Raw genomic sequence first — 18,317 nt, 5'->3', positions numbered from 1 at the left:
CGGTAAAATACCGGCGCCCGAAGCCGGTCCGAAATATTCCGCCACTCCTATGAAAAACCTTAGCGCCGTGCGCCATGCGCCTTGGCTGTTGCCTGTATTATCCGGCATTTTGATCGGTACCAGCTACATTCCGTTTCCTCCCTGGGCCGCTTTATTTTGTTTCGTGCCGTTATGGCGCTTCTGGAGCGGCCAGACTTCCCTCAAGCCGGTGCTTTTTGGCGGCCTGTTAACCGCCTTCGTCTTCACGCTGATCGGTTTCAACTGGGTCACCTATCTATTGCATGAGTTCGCGCATTTGCCCTGGCCTTTGGCGGTTGCCGGGATGCTATTGTACGCCTTGCTCGCGCATTTGTTCGTGCCGTTGGCGGGAGGCCTCTGGTTTTGGGGCAGGAACCGTTTCGGCTGGAGCGAACAGCTTTCGCTCGCGCTGATGGCACTCATCACGACGCTTTGCGAAGCTTATTCACTGACCCTGTTCGACTGGAATTTCGGGTATTCGTGGTACGGTGCGGGCGTGCCGGTTTTTCAATGGGCCGAGATCGTCGGTTTCAAGGGGCTCAGCGCGCTGACGCTGCTCGCGAATCTGCCTTTGTATTGGGCTTGGGTTCAGCGCCATGCCACTCGGGGCAAAATTCTGCTGGCGTTAGTCAGCGTGGTGTTCGTGCTGCTCAATTTCGGCGGCCTGTGGTTGAAAAATCGCCTGCCTGAACCCGACGCGTCGATCAACGCCCTGCTGGTTCAGGCCAGCATCGAAAACTCGGAAAAGCTGGCTGCCGAACTTGGCAAGGGGTTTCGCCAAGAAATTTTCGGGCGCTACATGCGGCTGACCGATCAGGCGCTGGAAAAGTATCGGGATAAAAAAGTCGATGTCGCTTTGTGGCCGGAAACCGCGTTTCCGGCGATTCTCGGCCCGGAATTCATTACCCAGGAATATCCTTCCGCATTGCGCGAATACCTGCGCGAGAGGCAATTGCCGCTGATTACCGGCGCTTACGGTTATGACCTGGAGCAGCGGCTGCCGACCAATTCGTTGTTCGTACTGGACAAGGACGGCGAACTCCAGGCCGCGCATTACAGCAAGACGATCCTGCTCGCGTTCGGCGAATACGTGCCGGGCGAACGGCTCTTTCCCCAAATCCGACAGTGGCTGCCCGAAACCGGTCAATTTGCCCGCGGCAAGGGGCCCAGCGAATTGCTGGCATGGAACGGTTTCAAGATCGGCGCGCAAATCTGTTACGAAAGCCTGTTTCCCGAATTCTCGCGCGAACTGGCCGCCCGGGGCGCCGAATTCATCGTGAACGCGACGAATGATTCCTGGTACGGCGCCTGGCAGGAGCCTTACCAGCATATGTACATGACGCTGGCGCGCGGCGTCGAATTCCGGATTCCGGTGCTGCGGGTCACCAATACCGGCATTTCGACCGTTGCGCTGGCGTCTGGCGAAATTTTGGAGCGTTCTCCGCTCTACCGGCCCTGGAGCGGCTTGTACGAAGTCCGCTACCGGAAAAATCCCGAGCCGACTTTTTATCAACGGTGGTTCTATCTGGTGCCTGCGCTGCTCTGGTCGGTACTCTTGATATTGCCGATGTTCGGCAGGTATCTTCGGCCTCGGCAGCCTAGCTGAACCGGCAGGTGGGTTGGATGCGCGGAAGGGCTTGTTGAAGCGGAAAGGACACGGGCATTGCGCATCCAATCCACCCTACGAAACTCGTAGCAAATCCTCGGACTTTAGATGATATCGAAGGACTTGTAGCTGAATTCCGGTTCGAGTTCGGTCACTTCGATAGTGTCGACGCGGGCGGTGATCGGGCCTTTGCGGCACCATTTGATGAATTTCTCGATCATCAACGGATCGGCTTCGGCATAAATCTCGACCCGGCCGTCCGGCAGGTTTTGCACCGTGCCGTTGATCGCCAGATGTTTGGCCTTGTTCTGGGTAAACAGTCGGAAATAAACGCCCTGAACGCGGCCGGACACCACGATTTTCACTCTGTGCATGTTTTTTGTATTCTCCAGCAGTAATGGATTTTCGGATTGCGGGCGAAATCTTCCGGGACGGTTGCCGCGCTAATGTCTTGAATATGCAAACCGGGCAGCGCTTCATGATCCATTTTGAAACGCCGGAAATTGGTCGAAAAATATAATACGCCCTTTGCATCCAGAAGCGTTGCAGCCTGAGCGATTAATTGCACGTGATCTTTCTGGATGTCGAATACGGTTTCCATCCGCTTCGAATTGGAAAAGGTCGGCGGGTCGAGAAAGATCAGATCGTATTGGCGGCAATAGGGCTGCGCGGCTTCTTGAGCCAGCCATTCCAGGCAGTCGGCCTGAATGAATTCATGTGCGCCTTCGAGTCGGTTCAGCGCCATATTCCGTTTTGCCCAACCGATATAGGTATTCGACATGTCGACCGTCGTCGTTGCGATCGCGCCGCCTTTCGCTGCGTGCACGGTTGCGCTGCCGGTATAGGCGAACAGGTTCAAAAAGCGCTTGCCCTTGGCCTCCTGTTGAATCCGGAGCCGGATCGGCCGGTGATCGAGAAACAGCCCGGTATCCAGATAGTCTTCGAAATTGACCCAAAACTTGCAGCCGTCTTCCTCGACGACATGAAACCGGCCGGCTTCGCCGTGTTTCTCGTACTGATCGGTATTTTTCTGTTTGCGGCGGATTTTCAGGAACACGTTTTCCCGGTTCATGTCCAGCACTTTCGGAATTTCGGCCAGCACGCCGGCCAGGCGGCGGTCGGCCTTGAACGGATCGACGCTTTTCGGCGGTTCGTATTCCTGCACGTTGACCCAGGTTTCTTCGGCCTGGTAAAGATCGACCGCGACCGCAAATTCGGGCAGGTCCGCATCGTAGACGCGGTAGCAGGTAACCTGATTCTGCCTGGCCCATCTGGCGAGTTTTTTCAGATTCTTTTGTAGACGGTTCGCGAACATCTCGGCGCCGGCCCTATCGTCGGTCGGCTGTTGACTGCCTTCGACAGCACGGCTGATACGTTCCTCAGCCGTTTTTGCCTTAGGGATGAAGAACGCCTCGGGTTCGATATTCATCCGCAGCAGCTTGCATTCGAGTGCGCCGTTATAAAGCGTGACCGGCTTTTGCGAGCGGATGCCGAGGCGGAAGCCCAGTTCCGGGTCGCTGATGATCAATGCCGCCTTCCAGCCGTTGAAACGGGCTTTCAAAATCTCGCCGAAACGTTGATACAGATCGGCGGTTTCCTGCGTATCGCCGAGGCGTTCGCCGTAAGGCGGATTGCAGATCACCAGGCCCGGCGGCCAGCCCGCGGCCGGTTCGGCATCGCCGATATCGCGGCGTTCGACATGGATTTTGTGCTGCAGGCCGGCATTCGCGATATGCGTCAGTGCCGCATTTATCGAAGAGCGGTCACGGTCGAAGCCGACGATCGCCGGAAGTTTGTCGATGCCTGCCAGTTTACGCTGCCGGGCTTCCTCGCGAATTGCCTGCCAACAGGCAGAATCGTGTTGTTTCCAGCCGAGAAACCCGTAGTAATCCCTGAGCAGGCCCGGCGCGAAATCGCCCGCGATCATCGCAGCTTCAATCAATAGGGTGCCGGATCCGCACATCGGATCGACCAGCGTGCCGCCGGCTTTCGCAATCTCCGGCCAGCCGCTTTTCAGCAGCATCGCGGCCGCCAGGTTTTCCTTGATCGGCGCCTGAATCGTGATGTCGCGGTAGCCGCGGCGATGCAGGCTCTCGCCGGACAGGTCGAGGCTCAGCTGGGCGCTTTGGCCCTGCAGATGCACATTGACCCGGATGTCCGGCCGGTCGGTCGCGATATTCGGCCGCTTGTGGAATTTCGCGCGCATCTGGTCGACGATCGCATCCTTGACCTTCAGGGCTCCGAAGTGCGAATGGGTAATCACCTCGGAGTTTTTTGCGCTGAACGAGACCGCGAAGCTGTCTTCCGGCCGCATGTGCTCGAACCAGTTGATTTTTTTGACGCCGTAATAAAGGTCGTCCTGGCTCTTGACCTCGAAAGTACCGAGCAGCAGCAGAATGCGGTTGGCGGTTCTGGACCACAGGCAGGCGCGGTAAGCGGTCGCGAGATTGCCTTCGAAAGCGGCGCCGGCTATTGCCGGTTTGATATTGGCCGCGCCTAACTGTTTCAGTTCTTCGCAGAGAACGGCTTCCATCGCCTTCGGTGTCGTGGCGAAAAACGGGTAGTGCGGCATGTTGAATAGGGTAGGGTAAGAAGGAAAGGCGAAAACGCCTATTTTATCCGGATTTGGCCGGGCCAGCCTAGCGAAACTCGGCCGGGAGAGGAGAATGCAGGGATACGGCTTGGTTTGATAATGCCGTATCCCGAGTCTATTCTGCTTAAGGAATTATTGGATTTTGATCAGCTCGACGTCGAAGATCAGCGCTTCGTTCGGACCGATCGGGCCGGCGCCGCGTTCGCCGTAAGCCAATTCGGAGGGGATATAAAGGCGGAATTTGTCGCCTTCTTTCATCAATTGGACGCCTTCGGTCCAGCCTGCGATCACGCCGTTCAAAGGAAAGGTGATCGGCTCGCCGCGGCTGTAGGAACTGTCAAACTCTTTGCCGTCGATGGTGGTACCCTTGTAATGTACGGTTACGTTATCGGTGGCGGAAGGCGAAACCGTGCCGGTGCCCTTTTTTAAAACTTCATACTGTAAACCACTTTGGGTGGTTATGATATTGGGCTTTTTACCGTTCTGAGTCAGAAAAGCGACGCTTTCCGCTTTCTTCTCTTCCGGATCCGTTGCATTTGCCAAGGATACAATCGTTAAACCCACAAGCACCAATGTCACGAGTGAAATGATTTGAGTTTGAAGTTTACCCACGGTATCTCCTTATTAATTATTATCGAAAGCAATAGTGTAACAAAAAAAGGTCCGATTGGTCGCGGTAGGGCTTCTCCTGCGGCAATTTGTCCCACCCTGGCGCTCTTCGGGCGGTTATTTTGCCTTTTGCCGCTTCTGGTAAAATAGACTGATTTTTAATCTCGTCATTTTTCTCCCATGTCGTTCCCCCTTGTAGTCACCGTCGGCCTGCTTCTGTGCAGTAATGTTTTCATGACCTTCGCCTGGTATGCGCACTTGAAGCATCTCGGCAACAAACCCTGGATCGTCGCGGCGTTGCTCAGTTGGGGCGTTGCGCTGTTCGAATACTTGTTGCAGGTTCCTGCCAACCGGATCGGGTATACGCAACTCTCGGTGGGCCAGTTGAAGATCATTCAGGAAGTCGTGACCTTGTCCATCTTTGTGCCTTTTTCGCTACTTTACATGAAAGAGCCGCTCAAACTGGATTATCTATGGGCCGGGTTGTGCCTGGTCGGTGCGGTGTATTTCATGTTCCGAGGAAATACGCCTTGAAAGCCGATGCGTGCATCGTGTGGGGATATAGAAGTCTGGATAATTTGAGATGCCGTCCGGGCCGTATGAAATCGCGGCCCGGACGGCAATCGGCTTATTCGACCAGAAAATCGCGCATCATGCCCATATCTTCGTGTTCGAGATTGTGGCAGTGGTACATGAACAATCCCTTGAAATCCTGGAACGGCTTGATAATCCGGACCGTCTCTCCCGGCATCACCAACACGGTATCTTTCCAGCCGCTTTCGATGAAGCCGTGACGCACGGTTTCATAGTCATCTTCGCTGCCCGCGGCGAGGCTCCGGCTGACGATCTGGAACGACTGCCCGTGCAGATGGATCGGATGGGCCATGCTCATCATCATCCCCATGCCGCCGCCCATGCCCATCATTCCGCCCTGGCCGCCGCCATGCATGCCTCCCATTCGGCCCATTCCCCCGCGATGTCCCATACCCATCATACCGCCTTCCTCGTTTCCGCCATGCATGTTCATACCACCCATCATGCCCATGCCGCCGCGCTGCATGTCTCCCTTTTCCTGCGAGTTGCCGTGCCCGCCTCCCTCTCCATGCGCATGAAAGATTTCCATCAGTTGCACCGTGTTCAGCGGAATCCTCTCATTCGGCTGTACGTCATCGAATGCATAAGGACGGCCATTCAGCAGCATTGCCATATGTCCTTCCGAAATGGCGATCGGCACCGGCTTATTGGCGTTGACGGTATCGTCGACGCTGTAGCGGTTGATTTTCGATAATTGTTTGGGCAGTGCCGGACTCTCGCTGACCTTACGTTTGATCCGCACGGTAAAGATCGGGTAATCACTGCCGACGGGCAGGGCCGATTCGTGCATCATCCCGCCCATCATGCCCATTTGATGGCGGCCATCGCCGCCCATCCGGCTCTGCATCCGCTCCATCATTTTCGGCAATACCCCGGAAAAAGACAGGCTGCGCATCACCAACTGCGAGCCGACCGGACGCCCGCTGAAATCGGCCCAGACATCCAGGCGTTCGCCGGGCGCCAGCATTACGTAAGGCTTGCTCTCCGGCGTTTCCAGCAGTCCTCCGTCGACGCCGAGAACGGTCAGCGGCGTACCGTCGTCCCAGCCGAGTTTGTAAATCCGCGCGGTCGATCCGTTCAAAAACCGTAGGCGATACGCGCGGCTGTCCACGTCGACCGTATAGTCGGGTAAGCCGTTGACCAGAATCCGGTCGCCGTAGTAACCCATCATCCGGTCGTGCATCCCATGCATCCCGCTGACATAGAGCAGTTGATTCCGGTCGTCGAAGCGACGATCCTGGATCACGAGCGGAATTTCGTATTCGCCGGACGGTAGTTCCAGCGCGGCTTCTTCCCCGTCATGCACGAACAGCGCCCCGGCCAGTCCGTGATAGACCTGTTTGGCGGTGATTTCATGCGGGTGCGGATGGTAGATGTTCATGGAGGCCCGATTCAGCACTTCGAATTCGTAAACGAACGTTTCGCCGGGATCGATCGTGTAACGCGGATGGCCGTCCATTTCGGCCGGCACATGCAGGCCGTGCCAGTGCGTGATGGTCGGTTCGGCCAATTTATTGTGCAGATGGATCCGGACCTTCTGGCCTTTCTGCAGATGAACGAGGGGGCCCAGATAGGAGTTCGGAATGCCGACCAGCGTTCCTTCGGGGCCTTTGATCAAATTGCCGGTATATTGCTGAACCAAGGTGGATTTGCCCGGCAGAATCGGCAATGAAGCGGAACGGCAGTAAAGTTCGAATTCGACGTCCGGCTTGAAATTTGCCGAAGCCTTGAGCGGTGGAATTTTCGGCATGGCCTGCATGACTTCCATCGCGCGAAGCATCCGCGGCATGCCGGCAAAGGCCAGCAGGCCCAGGCTCGAGTGCGTCAAGAAACGACGGCGGCTGTAATGAGTGCTCTTCGGCATAATTCCTCCTCAGGATTTGCTTTATTATATTAAGGCCCCAATCAAGGTCGGGGGATAATATCGAGTTTATATTAGGAATTGGTAATATTCAAGCATAAAATCTATGCCGGACGACTTGCGCCATTATGGATGAGTGAGGAAGGTTTATTCAACGGCTCATGCCTAATAAATTCTTTTGTGGTACGTTCTGGAGGCTTCTATTGTTCACCCTGCATAAAAATGCTATTTTTTAAAACCCCATTCGTCACCCATTTCAAATATGCTGATCGGATTACCTAAAGAGATTAAAGACAACGAATACAGAGTGGGTTTGACGCCCGGCTCGGTTAACGCCTTGGTCCACCAAGGCCATCAGGTCAAGGTTCAAAGCGGAGCCGGGATCGGCAGCTCGTTTACCGATACTGAATATCTGTCCGTCGGGGCGGAAATTGTGATGGATGCGGAAGAAGCCTGGAAAGCGGAGCTGGTCGTCAAAGTCAAGGAGCCGATCGAGGAAGAATACCGCTATTTGAAGCCGGGCATGATTCTTTTCACCTACCTTCATTTAGCCTCCAGCAAAGTCCTGACTGAGACGCTTCTGCAAAGCGGCATCACCAGCATTGCTTACGAAACGGTGCAAACGCCGGACGGCAGGCTGCCTTTGTTGATGCCGATGAGCGAAGTGGCGGGCCGCATGGCGGCCCAGGCGGGGGCGACCTATCTGCAAAAAAATCACGGCGGCCGCGGTATCCTGATGTCGGGTATTCCGGGCGTTCCGCCGGCTAACGTCGTGATCCTCGGCGCCGGTATCGCCGGTTCCAACGCGGCCCGTGTCGCGGTGGGTTTCGGAGCCATCACCACCGTACTCGATGTCAATTACGAAAGACTGAGAGCATTGGACGATCTCTATCGCGGCCCATTGCAGACCCGTATCAGCAATAACTATACGATCGAAGAAGCGGTTTACGAGGCTGACTTGGTGATCGGCGCAGTATTGATACCGGGTGCGAAAGCCCCGCGGCTGATTCGGGCCGATATGTTAAAAAAAATGCGCAAAGGCGCGGTGATCGTCGATGTTTCGATCGACCAGGGAGGCTGCGTCGAAACCGCGCGTCCGACTACTCACAGCGACCCGACTTATGAAGTCGACGGCATTGTTCATTATTGTGTCGCCAATATGCCCGGTGCCGTCCCGCGCACCAGTACCCTGGCGCTGAACAATGCTACTTTGCCTTACGTGTTGCGTCTCGCGAACGAAGGACTCGACGCGCTTCGCCACGATCATCCGTTGCAATCGGGTCTGGCGACTTGTCAAGGCTACTTAACAAATGCGGCCGTAGCTCAATCCTTGGGTCTCGACTATACCGAGGCATCATCTTGTCTCATGATGAATTATGGGGCTTCCATTTAAGCTCAGTTATCAATATAATGTTAAGATAACGTGCCTCGGAGCATTATTGTATTTCAATAGAAATAAAAAAGATTTGCAAAGAGGTGAAAATAGTTATAGAATTTGAAATCTTTGTTGGGTCGTTAGCTCAGTCGGTAGAGCATCGCACTTTTAATGCGGTTGTCATTGGTTCGAATCCAATACGACCCACCAACAAAATCAAGGGCTTAGGTTAATACCAAGTCCTTTTTTTATGCCCACTGTCAACGGATTGACAACGCCGGATTAATTTCCAAAATTTCTCTCAGATAGTCGGGAGCAAGATGGGCATACTTCATAGTCACGTTCAATGACGAATGCCCTAGAATCTTTTGTAGGGCCAAAATATTACCGCCGTTCATCATGTAATGACTAGCAAAAGTATGGCGAAGCACATGCGTTCTCTGGCCTTCCGGTAGCTTTATACCAGACTCATAAAGCCGCCTAGTAAACGTCGAATAGGCATCATTGAACGGACCTTGTTGCAAGCGGTCCTGTAACTTTTGATACAAATCATTCGTAACCGGTACTGACCTTGCACGCTTAGACTTCGTACGGCGGTAATGCACCATGCCATTAGCAAGATCCATTAATCGAAGTCCTTGAGCTTCACCCCAACGCGCCCCGGTAGACAAGCAAACCAACGCAATCAAGTAAGCATCAGATTCACTTCTAGCAAGATACGAAAAAAGCTTTTTTATCTGCTCGATCGTCAAAAAAATAGTTTCAGAGTCCTGACACTTTATTAGTCGTATAGCATTGAAATGATTTTTTCCCTGAAATTGCATCGATCGAGATAGGTCATTAAAAACGGCTTTGAACGTCTGAAGCTCACGGTTTAACGTTGCCGCCTTAACACCTTCATTTGCCCGTTTAGAACGATATTCAAGGAAGATACACGGCTGGAATGTAGCCATGATCGGATTACCCATTGCAGAGGATGCTTGAATCATGCGTTGCTTGGTATCGAGACCCGAGGAAAGATGTTGCCCCGTATTTTCCCACCAGAGTTCAACAAATTCGCTAAGCTTGCGTAGGTCTTTTTTCGGCAAGGAAAAAGCCGGATCAAAAGCCGCTTTGGATTCAATCGTTATTTGATAGCGACGTGCTTCAGCTTTTGTATCGAACGTTTTACGGAAACGGCGATGGCCACGGCCGCCAGGCTGTATGTCGACCAGCCATTTATCGCCTTGCTTTTTGATCATGCGGCGATTCCAAAGCCTACCGTTTTGATTTTTAAGCGCTGTTCAACATCCCGCATGATTAAAGCCGATACCATGCTGGAATCATCGAAGATGCCGTATTTTCGCTCGAAGTAGCGGAAGAGATCACGCCATAGGCCGGATTCACGCAGGCAACGCAAGGCGTAACGGACAGGGTAGCGGTTTCTTGCATAGATGCTGATCAAGTTACCGTAGGCTAAGCACACGTTTTTTTGATTGCCTTCCCCAGGCTTTTTTTTAGCGCGTTTGGTAAAGATCGGTGCATGTTCATTGGCCCGAACATGAATTGATTCAGCCATGAATTGCCAAGCCGGATGAATCATATCTTTGGATAAATCCAGGCGATAGCTTTTTAACATGGCGTATTGCCAAAGCCCCCGGATATAGGACATTGCCTGCCTGAAGCTCTTTATTTCAACGTCCTGCTCACGGGCCAATTCATCAATGATGGTATGGTGAAAACGCATTTCAAAACGCCAGACGGCCTCATCAGCACAATACACGGGCTCTAAATCGGAATCGCAAGCATCAGCCCAGACTTGACCCCAGAAGTGCATCTTATCCGCCTCACGAGCTTGTATATCTTTGCGATAAGCCGAAAACTGAAGCTGGTCAGCCCGACCAAAAAGAAAGGATTGTGCACCGCCATACTTAGCGGAATGATCGGAAATATTGAATTCTGTCATGCCGGTACGCGATATTTTACGGCGTGCTTTGGTCGTCAATTGCAAATCAAGATCATTCGGCACATCAAAGCCTTGAATATCGCAGCATAAATGCAGGGCTACGCCGACAGGCTGAACTTGAGTCATAAGCTGCTTTGCAAACGCATCCATCATGATTTGAAGCTCATCAACGGAATGCTTGAAGATCAAGTGAGGGGAGAGCTCAATCTTTAAATGACTGGCATTCAAGTTTTCTTGCGCGTAAACGGAGCCGATCAGGATAATGACACCGAGATCCTGATTCAGCAGGGTATAACGATAACCGCCCTTTTTGCCGCTGGATACCATGAACGGCACGAGTTCACCGCCAGCACCGACCAGGTCGAAGAATTGACCATAGCCAACGGCAAACCGATCTTTGATTTGCTGGTAAACCTCATGGTCAATCAAACCACCGTAAATATGCTTTACGGTATCGACGCCGGCATGAAGAACGCGAACCTGATCGGAATTCCACTGAGTTTTATTTTTCAGAAAGATGTTACCGTTCGGATTGGCTTCCAACTCACCTTTTGGGTTTCGAAAGAAACGATCAAATAATTTGCTAACTGACATCGTGTTACCCTTTGTGTCTTTATGTGATTGTCTATTTATATATTTGAGACGTGCTACATGGCCGTCTTTCGGTTGCGCTGATCAGGATCGAGTCTTAAATGCAAAGCGTTATCCCAAACCGACAACCCATCTTTTTTGCCAAAGTGCAGCACCAGACGCCCCGGTAGCGCGTGATTTATCCTTTCAGCCACCTTGAACCATTCCCGTTCTGAATGGCGCGTAGGGGAGCGTACAGCGACGATTTGACAATGACGCAGGCCGGCTAAGGTCAGGTCAAGGTATTCAGGGTTTCCCCACTGTAAAACCGGTATGACATGGATTAAGTGCTGTTGCCAGTAAGCACCGATCAGCCGAGAGCGGTATATCTGCCAAGCGGTGAAATAGTACGAATGATAGGTTTCGATAGTGAAGTCTGGCGTCATTGCCCATCGAGCCAAGATAACCCGGTCAACCTGATAATATGGTGCGCGCCAGATCGTTTCTAAGCGCCAATCATCGACAAAGGTATGTCTTGGCTTGGTATAGTCCGGATGCGTCCAACGTTGCCATTCACAGCCGGGATATTGCTTTTTGCGGTTGATAATGAGCGGCCAATTATCCAGATGGGGAACGGTTAAATTTTTTGCCGCTTCTACGCGCCTGAGATTCGCTGGATCTTTCACGCTCGGACTCTACACTTGCAACTTACTGATTATTAATTTCGTTTGATTTTGAGGCTGGAAAATAATTAATTCGACCTATGTTAGAAGTTACCATTTGACTTATACGAGAAGAATCCTGAGATTGGTCAGTTTGCACCGGATAAAGATGCTTAGCACGGATGTAGGTAGGAACTTTGCCGGCAAGGTAATCACGACAGAATTGTTCAGTAGCGGGATAGGGATATCCCTTAGTCGCATAACATCGACACCATCCCGGACCAGAAGCACAGCCGATTACGACAGGAGCCGTAACAACTTCGACCATGCCGTCATAGGCCGGAGCGGTTTCAGGCCGTCCAGGGACACGCGGATGAAAATCGAATTGATTAGAATTGCCAGGAGATGGCAAAGGCAGAGGCGCGAGGTGAGCAAGCCCGTTTTGCTGAACTTGTGGAATTGTTTTTTGCACCATAACGGATTCGGGCTCGATAAAACCATGAATACGTTGATAAACTTTATACGTTAAAGGAATCAAAGCCAACAAGGCGATAATAATCACATAGAAAGCTAAAGGCTTGCGACGTTCAGGTTTAGTATGAAGTTCGGCGGATTTATAGAGCTTAAAAGCCGCCTTAGAAAGCTTGTAAGGCCGCTTATCTGTACCGGCATAACTACTGAGATCATGGCATTCCGGCCATTCATATTGATAGCGGCCCAGACTGGTAGCCCGAAGATGAATATGACGACCAACGAGACGGCGGATATTCACGTCAAACAACTGAGGGCCTTGCGAAACAATAAAGAAATCAATCCCTTGATGGCGATGGGTTTCAAGGCGAGCAACGGCAGGCGGGACAGGAGAGAAACCGGAGCGGGGACGAAAAACGTTCTGCACCTCATCCAGGACAATCAAGCTACCATCCGGAGCCCATTGATGCCATTCATCAGCATAAGGATGTTCGCCCTGTACAGCCTCACAGACACGGCATAGCGGGGAACGGCATTTGATGACCTCATGAGGAACCGTGAGCGCGGGGATGCCGTGAACAAATAATGGCCGCTGACCGTATTCTTCAACGCCTTCAATAAACAGGTGATTAACAAGCCAAGCGGTTTTGCCTGCCCCAGGCGTACCAGTGAGTAAGGTAATCATTTGAGCGCCAACTTTTTCCCAGCCATTAATGCGGCCCGACTACCGAGGGCACCCAGGATAATGCCGAAGGCTTGACCGACTCCACCCAAGTTCAATATCTGAAGCACCTCACCCGGTATCGAGTTGTATTGATTTTGAAACTGCATGACGACATTATCAGCCAAAGCAGTGAACGCGGCATAGCTGACAACTGTAAAGCCAAGCGCGAATAGAACACGATACGCTAAGGAGCCAGCTATCGAGATAAGAAAAGCAGCGAGAGTTTGCATGATTATTCCTTAATTGCACCCAACACAATCAGGCCTGCAGAAAGCCAAGCCACTGCAATAATGAGCGGTCGTATCATGTTGGCGAATTGACAGAGTAAATCGAATCGGAAAGTGATCGGTTTGCCCAAATAAGTCGCAGTCAAAGGCGCAGGACAAGAACCTCCACCACCTAGGGAAACAGGACTGATGCCAATACCGGCAGCATTCTGCTCACCTATATCATCCGCCCCCGGTACTTCACCAAAGGAGGAACAGCCGATTGAGTTCGGGTTTTTATCACAATCAGTCTGAGTCGCCGTACCGCCACCGGAGTTTTGCGCTACACCATCACCGACGCCAATCTGTCCGGGCGTCGAAACGGTAGTTACGGTGCCATCCGTACCGATAGTCGTGCTTTTAACCACAGGACTATGGCCGATAATATTGTCGGTTTTGGTTTCCGTTGTGGTAATGGATCCATCAGGATTACGAGTTTGGGTAGTTTGAGAATCAATCTTGACATCCTCATTGACGCAGGCTTTCACGCCGCCATTAACGAGGCACGCCGTGGTAGTCGGCGAATTAGAATTATTTGAAACACAGACGGGCTGACCGTTGACCAGGCCACAGTTCTTGTCGCTAGTTTGGTACGCTTGGCCGTTGACAGTACCGACGCCGTTGGTCTGATCAACGCAAATTTCAGTACCGTTGACGGTACCACACTTGAGAAATGGTCAAATGTTGTGTACGGGACATTGATTAAGCGGCGACTTTCTCCTGATCTTCCCGTACTCCATCCTTGAAGGAAACTCCCTGAATCACTTCGGCCAGGCGTGCAACGCCGCGTAACTTAAGCCAGCGGCGCTCGGCGCTTTTGACCAGCATGAACACCATCGCCAGGATGCTCTCCCGCGAGACACAGCCCCGCGTCTTGGCCGTGCGCAGTCGCACGGTGGCGAAGGTGGATTCGATCGGGTTGGTCGTCCGGATATGAATCCAGTGCTCTGCCGGAAAATCATAAAACGCGAGCAAGGCATCCTGATCCTTTTCCAGGCAGTCCGCTGCCTTCGGGTACTTCGGCCGATAAACGGTCAGAAAACGACTGAACGCGGTCTCGGCTTCCTTCCGGCTCGCTGCCATCCAGATTTCATGCAGACCCGCCTTGGCTTTCGGTTGTTGGCTCTTGGGCAGCTTGTTCAGGATATTGGCCGTCTTATGCACCCAGCAGCGCTGACTGCGCGTCGTACCGAAGACCTGCGGCAGCGCTTTCCAAAAGCCGAGGGCGCCGTCGCCAATCGCCAATTGGGGATCGATCCTCAAGCCCCTCAACTTTAGGTCCAACAACACTTCCCGCCAGGAAGCTTCGCTTTCCCGGTAACCGTCAGAGAGCGCCACCAGTTCCTTCTTGCCTTCCGGTGTCGCCCCAATCACCACCAGGATGCATTGCGCCGCATCTTCCAGTCGCACGCCGAAGTGGATGCCGTCAACCCACAGATAGACATAGCGCTGGTGCGAGAGATCGCGGCGCGACCAGCACTGCTGCTCGTCTTTCCAACTTTCCTTTAAGCGACTGATCGTGCTCGCCGACAAGCCCGGCGCCTCGGGGCCTAACAGGGTGCTGAGCGCTTCCTGAAAGTCTCCGGTCGAAAGTCCTTTCAGATACAGCCAGGGCAACAATTGCTCCACGGTCTTCGTGCGCCGTAAGTACGGCGGCAGTAGCGACGAAGTAAACCGTAGCTGGCCTGCGCGGTCGCGGATGCGCGGTACCGAAACCTCAATGTCGCCGATGCCAGTCTGGATCGTGCGTTTCGGCAAGCGGCCATTGCGCACGACCCGCTGCAAACCGGCTTGAGTCTTTTCCGTTTGAAAACGCTCCAGAAAGGCGCTGACTTCCGCTTCGATCGCCACCGCCAGCATTCGCTGGGCGCCTTCTCGCAAGACATCGGTTAAAGCATCGGCTATAGGGCTCGCACCCGCTAGCGTTTTTAACGGGATGACCTTATCATTGCTCATGGCGTATTCACTCCTCTTTGTTAGGATTTGATGACCTTGAAGACCATCAAGAATACGCCGCTTTCCTCATTCCTTCATCCACAACTTTCAAGCATAACTCACCACACTTTTGGTTGGCCTTAGGCGAGCTACTGCAAATAGTATTGCCCTTGGCATCCGTGACACATTGATTACCCGAAGCACTTTTCGATGCAGGAACAGACGGATTAGATGGCGTTTGAGTTTTCGCCTGTTCGCCGGCATCAGAACAAACGCCAGTGGAGAAAGCGTTGTAATCGCAGTACACCGCATGATTGCCAGTCAATTCAGACCAGCAAGTACCAGCGAAATCATCAGGATACATGAAGGCATATTCCTGACCACCATACGAGACCGTATTGTTATAAGAACGTCCGACATCAGCATCATATACCTCGTCGGACGAGCTTTCATACGTACCCGCCTTGACGGCTAATTTTTGAGAATCACCGGCTTGACCGGCGCAGCCGCCAGAACATTCACCCGTAGTAAGATCACGCGTCATGCCGACAGGACAGGCGGGAGCGCCTGAACAAACATAGGGAGGCGAAAAATTTACAGCCCCCCCATAGGGGCACCGCCAAAGCACAGATCCGGAATAACGGACGCCAATGGAATTTTTACAAAAATAGGCTTTTTGCTGAGAATCCAATCCATCAGGCACATAGGGAGGATTGGCTAAATCCAGAGAGGCACACACAGCAGCTAGCGAAGAAAACTCCACGCTATGGTTGTTAAAATAGGCTGGAACAGCGGGATAAGTATCCGCATAAGCAACAGACACAACACAAGCCAAAGCAAAAAATTTAACCACGGCCCGCATACAAGACAACTTAGTCAATCCCCGAAAAATATAATCCATGCTGCACCCGTCAAGGCCATGTAAACGGCAATCAGATAAAAGTCAGGTGTCATAATGCACGCCTCATTGTTTTAAAACCGAAGGCCACGGCCCAACACAAGACGATACCAAAGGAAACTTCAATGACATCAGAGAGTTCGAGACCGGAATAATTGGTTAGATAACCGACGCTAGAGCAGCTTGGGTAAACGCGAGTCAGGATGTAATCGGATTGCCCGGACGGTAAAAGAAAGCGATAGGTAATGTTGGCGGTATCATCTGCAAGCGCCGAGAATGCCACTGCAACAGCCACACCATCATCCGCAGGCATAGCGGGGAGCGAAATCTCAGCATTGGCGGCATCAGACAAGGAGGGATAGCAATATCCGCGAAAGAGGTTTGGCATACATAAATCGCACAATAAAGGAGCGGGGAAAATGCCGGGGAGCGGCATTAGCCGACCCCCCGGCAGATGGATTAAAGAGCGCGGCGCATGTACTGAAAGGCAACCGCCGCGACGACAGCGACCAAAGCCAGACCGCCGATAGTAGCTGCATCCGCTGCAGCATCACCAAGGGCTGTAGAAACGCCAGCAGGAACTGCAGCCGCAGCCAAGTTTGCTACGCCGGTCAGACCGGCACCTAAGGCAACTTTAGAAGTTGTTTTCATGTTTTCACCTCATAATTTCAAGATTAAAAAAAACCAGTGACCGACTGGTAGCGGAGTTCCCTTAAGAAGGGAAATTCGTTAAGAGAGTTTGTTTTGCCTGTAACGAAGGGCTTTAGCACGTTCCCGGATTACATGACGAAAATAGAAATCAATACGGGTAAACATGCCACTAGCAAGATGTCCGAAAATCACACCAACAGAGAAAGTGGTAAACAAAGCAAAGAAATATAAATCATCAAGCATATGGATAATGTCACCACATTGACCCATCAGATCGGAAACCGCTTGTTGGTATTGATTTAAGGAATCGTTCATGGAAAATAACCCGTATACAGATTAAAGTTTGTTTTTAAATATGGATTTGAGGGTGTTAGAACGGGTATTCGTTAAGCCGGTTTGTTTTGTCCAGGTTGTTCTTTGTTTTGGCTATTGAGCTTTGCAGTTAAGCGCGGGTCTTTTACGGCTAAGCAGGTAAGTTTGGCTTTGCCGCCAGCACCACGGCCTATGACTACGCGAAGTTCGAATTCGCCCGGAAGGAGTCCTTCGTTGGCGTAGGCTTCGAAGGTGATAGCCATTTCATAGGGACCGCCAATAGTGAGAATTTCGTTGCCGATGATGTTTTCGTTTAGGCCTTCGTTTTGTTGTTCAAGGAAGATGGAAATTCCGGAATTGGAGTCCATTGAGTATTTGGTTACTGAACGGATGTTGCCTTGAAGTACGGTTTGCATATTAGTTACCTTGGATTATGGTTTTAATGATATTAAGTGCTGTTTTCTTTCTTTTTATGGATAAGGGAAAGTGACCTTATGTTCTTTTGGGCGTTGCCTTCGGCCCGGGCTTTCCGTTCCAATCACTACTTTGAGCGGCTAAGAGCGAGTAAAGGAAAAATGCTATTCCGCGTTGCTCCATAGATTTTTCCTTAACTCGCTCTAGGCCGCTCAATGTAGTGATTTCCACTCCAATCCCTAACGCATTGAACGGCGAATCGGTCAGGGCCTTTTTTTGATACGTTAAGGCCACGGCCTTTTGATCGCTCCCTCTGCTCGGACTCACGGCCCCACCCTTGGGTCTTGGGTGGGGCCGCCCGTCTTTGCTTCCGGTCCGACGCGGCAAAGTTCCCCATTGAGGCGCGCCTGTCAAGGGCACTCGTCCCTCGGACCCTTGACAGGCGCGCCTCAATGGGGAAAAAGCAGCCGCGACCGAAAGCGACGACGAGCGGCCCCACCCAAGACCCCTTCCAACAGATTGGTAAGACTGATAGAAGGAGTTAGTTTTGCACATGGGCGGTTTCACTGGATGAAGCTGGGCCGTGGCCTTGTGCCGGAATGCCGTTGGGTTTCACTTGTAAGCGGCCATTGGCGTAGAGGGTTAACAGGGACTGAACAAGTTTATAGAATGTCAATCCGCGCTTGGCTGCATCGAGTTCAAGCTGTACGTAAATATCAGTCGGTAAAGCAGATTGAAATTTACGATAGGTTTGTTTTTGGTTTTCGCCTTCACGATAGGGAGGCAATAAGTCGTTTAGTTCGTTCATAAGAT

Annotated in this window: 20 protein-coding genes and 1 tRNA gene; 4 read left to right on the top strand and 17 right to left on the bottom strand. The window is 52.1% G+C overall.

All coding sequences use genetic code 11. The features are described 5' to 3' along the window. Window positions 1-49: 49 nt before the first annotated feature. Window positions 50-1,624: an apolipoprotein N-acyltransferase gene (gene lnt, locus METAL_RS11595; protein WP_005372531.1), complete on the top strand. Its 1,575-nt coding sequence runs from the start codon at window positions 50-52 to the stop codon at window positions 1,622-1,624. Between the two features lie 104 nt (window positions 1,625-1,728). Here the strand turns inward: lnt and METAL_RS11590 are convergent, their stop codons facing one another. From METAL_RS11590 to bamJ, 3 genes are all read right to left on the bottom strand, one after another. Beyond that, window positions 1,729-1,998, bottom strand: a complete 270-nt coding sequence (locus METAL_RS11590) for an acylphosphatase (protein WP_005372530.1) — start codon at window positions 1,996-1,998, stop codon at window positions 1,729-1,731. Next, window positions 1,986-4,196: a bifunctional 23S rRNA (guanine(2069)-N(7))-methyltransferase RlmK/23S rRNA (guanine(2445)-N(2))-methyltransferase RlmL gene (rlmKL, locus tag METAL_RS11585; RefSeq protein WP_005372528.1), complete on the bottom strand. Its 2,211-nt coding sequence runs from the start codon at window positions 4,194-4,196 to the stop codon at window positions 1,986-1,988. Before rlmKL ends, METAL_RS11590 begins: the two co-directional genes overlap by 13 nt. Before the next feature lie 153 nt (window positions 4,197-4,349). Then, window positions 4,350-4,829, bottom strand: a complete 480-nt coding sequence (gene bamJ / locus METAL_RS11580) for a BamJ family beta-barrel-assembly machinery protein (protein WP_005372527.1) — start codon at window positions 4,827-4,829, stop codon at window positions 4,350-4,352. Window positions 4,830-5,060: 231 nt separating this feature from the next. Here bamJ and METAL_RS11575 point away from each other — a divergent pair, with 231 nt between their 5' ends. Further along, window positions 5,061-5,360, top strand: coding sequence for a DMT family protein (locus METAL_RS11575; RefSeq protein WP_425357655.1), 300 nt, complete (start codon window positions 5,061-5,063; stop codon window positions 5,358-5,360). A 94-nt stretch (window positions 5,361-5,454) separates the two neighbouring features. Here METAL_RS11575 and METAL_RS11570 read toward each other — a convergent pair whose 3' ends face one another. Beyond that, entirely contained in the window at window positions 5,455-7,284 is a 1,830-nt protein-coding gene (locus tag METAL_RS11570) for a multicopper oxidase family protein (RefSeq protein ID WP_005372525.1), read from the bottom strand. Between the two features lie 259 nt (window positions 7,285-7,543). On the opposite strand from METAL_RS11570, the gene ald reads away from it, so the two are divergent. Together ald and METAL_RS11560 are read left to right on the top strand one after the other, a co-directional pair. Next, window positions 7,544-8,674, top strand: coding sequence for an alanine dehydrogenase (ald, locus tag METAL_RS11565; RefSeq protein ID WP_005372524.1), 1,131 nt, complete (start codon window positions 7,544-7,546; stop codon window positions 8,672-8,674). 116 nt (window positions 8,675-8,790) lie between these two features. Then, window positions 8,791-8,866: transfer RNA gene (locus METAL_RS11560), tRNA-Lys, on the top strand. A 50-nt stretch (window positions 8,867-8,916) separates the two neighbouring features. Here the strand turns inward: METAL_RS11560 and METAL_RS11555 are convergent. The 13 genes from METAL_RS11555 to METAL_RS20865 form a co-directional block, all read right to left on the bottom strand. After that, complete coding sequence (locus METAL_RS11555; protein ID WP_005372523.1) at window positions 8,917-9,897, bottom strand: phage integrase; 981 nt, start codon at window positions 9,895-9,897, stop codon at window positions 8,917-8,919. After that, window positions 9,894-11,195: a hypothetical protein gene (locus METAL_RS11550; protein WP_005372522.1), complete on the bottom strand. Its 1,302-nt coding sequence runs from the start codon at window positions 11,193-11,195 to the stop codon at window positions 9,894-9,896. Before METAL_RS11550 ends, METAL_RS11555 begins: the two co-directional genes overlap by 4 nt. Window positions 11,196-11,248: 53 nt before the next feature. Continuing rightward, window positions 11,249-11,857: a DUF4417 domain-containing protein gene (locus tag METAL_RS20890; RefSeq protein ID WP_005372521.1), complete on the bottom strand. Its 609-nt coding sequence runs from the start codon at window positions 11,855-11,857 to the stop codon at window positions 11,249-11,251. Window positions 11,858-11,879: 22 nt separating this feature from the next. Beyond that, window positions 11,880-12,989, bottom strand: coding sequence for a zonular occludens toxin domain-containing protein (locus tag METAL_RS20885; protein WP_005372520.1), 1,110 nt, complete (start codon window positions 12,987-12,989; stop codon window positions 11,880-11,882). Then, entirely contained in the window at window positions 12,986-13,258 is a 273-nt protein-coding gene (locus tag METAL_RS11530) for a DUF2523 domain-containing protein (RefSeq protein WP_005372519.1), read from the bottom strand. Before METAL_RS11530 ends, METAL_RS20885 begins: the two co-directional genes overlap by 4 nt. Window positions 13,259-13,260: 2 nt before the next feature. After that, complete coding sequence (locus tag METAL_RS11525; protein WP_040578340.1) at window positions 13,261-13,782, bottom strand: virulence factor TspB C-terminal domain-related protein; 522 nt, start codon at window positions 13,780-13,782, stop codon at window positions 13,261-13,263. Window positions 13,783-13,996: 214 nt separating this feature from the next. Next, window positions 13,997-15,250, bottom strand: coding sequence for an IS256 family transposase (locus tag METAL_RS11520; RefSeq protein ID WP_005372517.1), 1,254 nt, complete (start codon window positions 15,248-15,250; stop codon window positions 13,997-13,999). Between the two features lie 46 nt (window positions 15,251-15,296). Continuing rightward, the gene (locus tag METAL_RS20880) at window positions 15,297-16,130 is read right to left on the bottom strand and encodes a hypothetical protein (protein ID WP_005372516.1); all 834 of its coding nucleotides are present in this window, start codon (window positions 16,128-16,130) and stop codon (window positions 15,297-15,299) included. Window positions 16,131-16,179: 49 nt separating this feature from the next. Continuing rightward, window positions 16,180-16,563 (bottom strand): hypothetical protein, encoded by a 384-nt coding sequence (locus METAL_RS20875; protein WP_213069376.1) that lies wholly within the window; start codon window positions 16,561-16,563, stop codon window positions 16,180-16,182. Window positions 16,564-16,586: 23 nt separating this feature from the next. Further along, window positions 16,587-16,778, bottom strand: coding sequence for a major capsid protein (locus METAL_RS20870; RefSeq protein WP_084675394.1), 192 nt, complete (start codon window positions 16,776-16,778; stop codon window positions 16,587-16,589). Between the two features lie 78 nt (window positions 16,779-16,856). After that, window positions 16,857-17,093 (bottom strand): hypothetical protein, encoded by a 237-nt coding sequence (locus METAL_RS11515; protein ID WP_005372515.1) that lies wholly within the window; start codon window positions 17,091-17,093, stop codon window positions 16,857-16,859. A gap of 71 nt (window positions 17,094-17,164) precedes the next feature. Then, window positions 17,165-17,506, bottom strand: coding sequence for a hypothetical protein (locus METAL_RS11510; protein ID WP_005372510.1), 342 nt, complete (start codon window positions 17,504-17,506; stop codon window positions 17,165-17,167). A 539-nt stretch (window positions 17,507-18,045) separates the two neighbouring features. Then, complete coding sequence (locus METAL_RS20865; RefSeq protein ID WP_005372507.1) at window positions 18,046-18,312, bottom strand: hypothetical protein; 267 nt, start codon at window positions 18,310-18,312, stop codon at window positions 18,046-18,048. Between the last annotated feature and the right edge of the window lie 5 nt (window positions 18,313-18,317).

The sequence above is a fragment of the Methylomicrobium album BG8 genome, from assembly GCF_000214275.2.
Lineage (GTDB): Bacteria > Pseudomonadota > Gammaproteobacteria > Methylococcales > Methylomonadaceae > Methylomicrobium > Methylomicrobium agile.
This window is presented reverse-complemented; position numbering and strand designations above follow the sequence as displayed.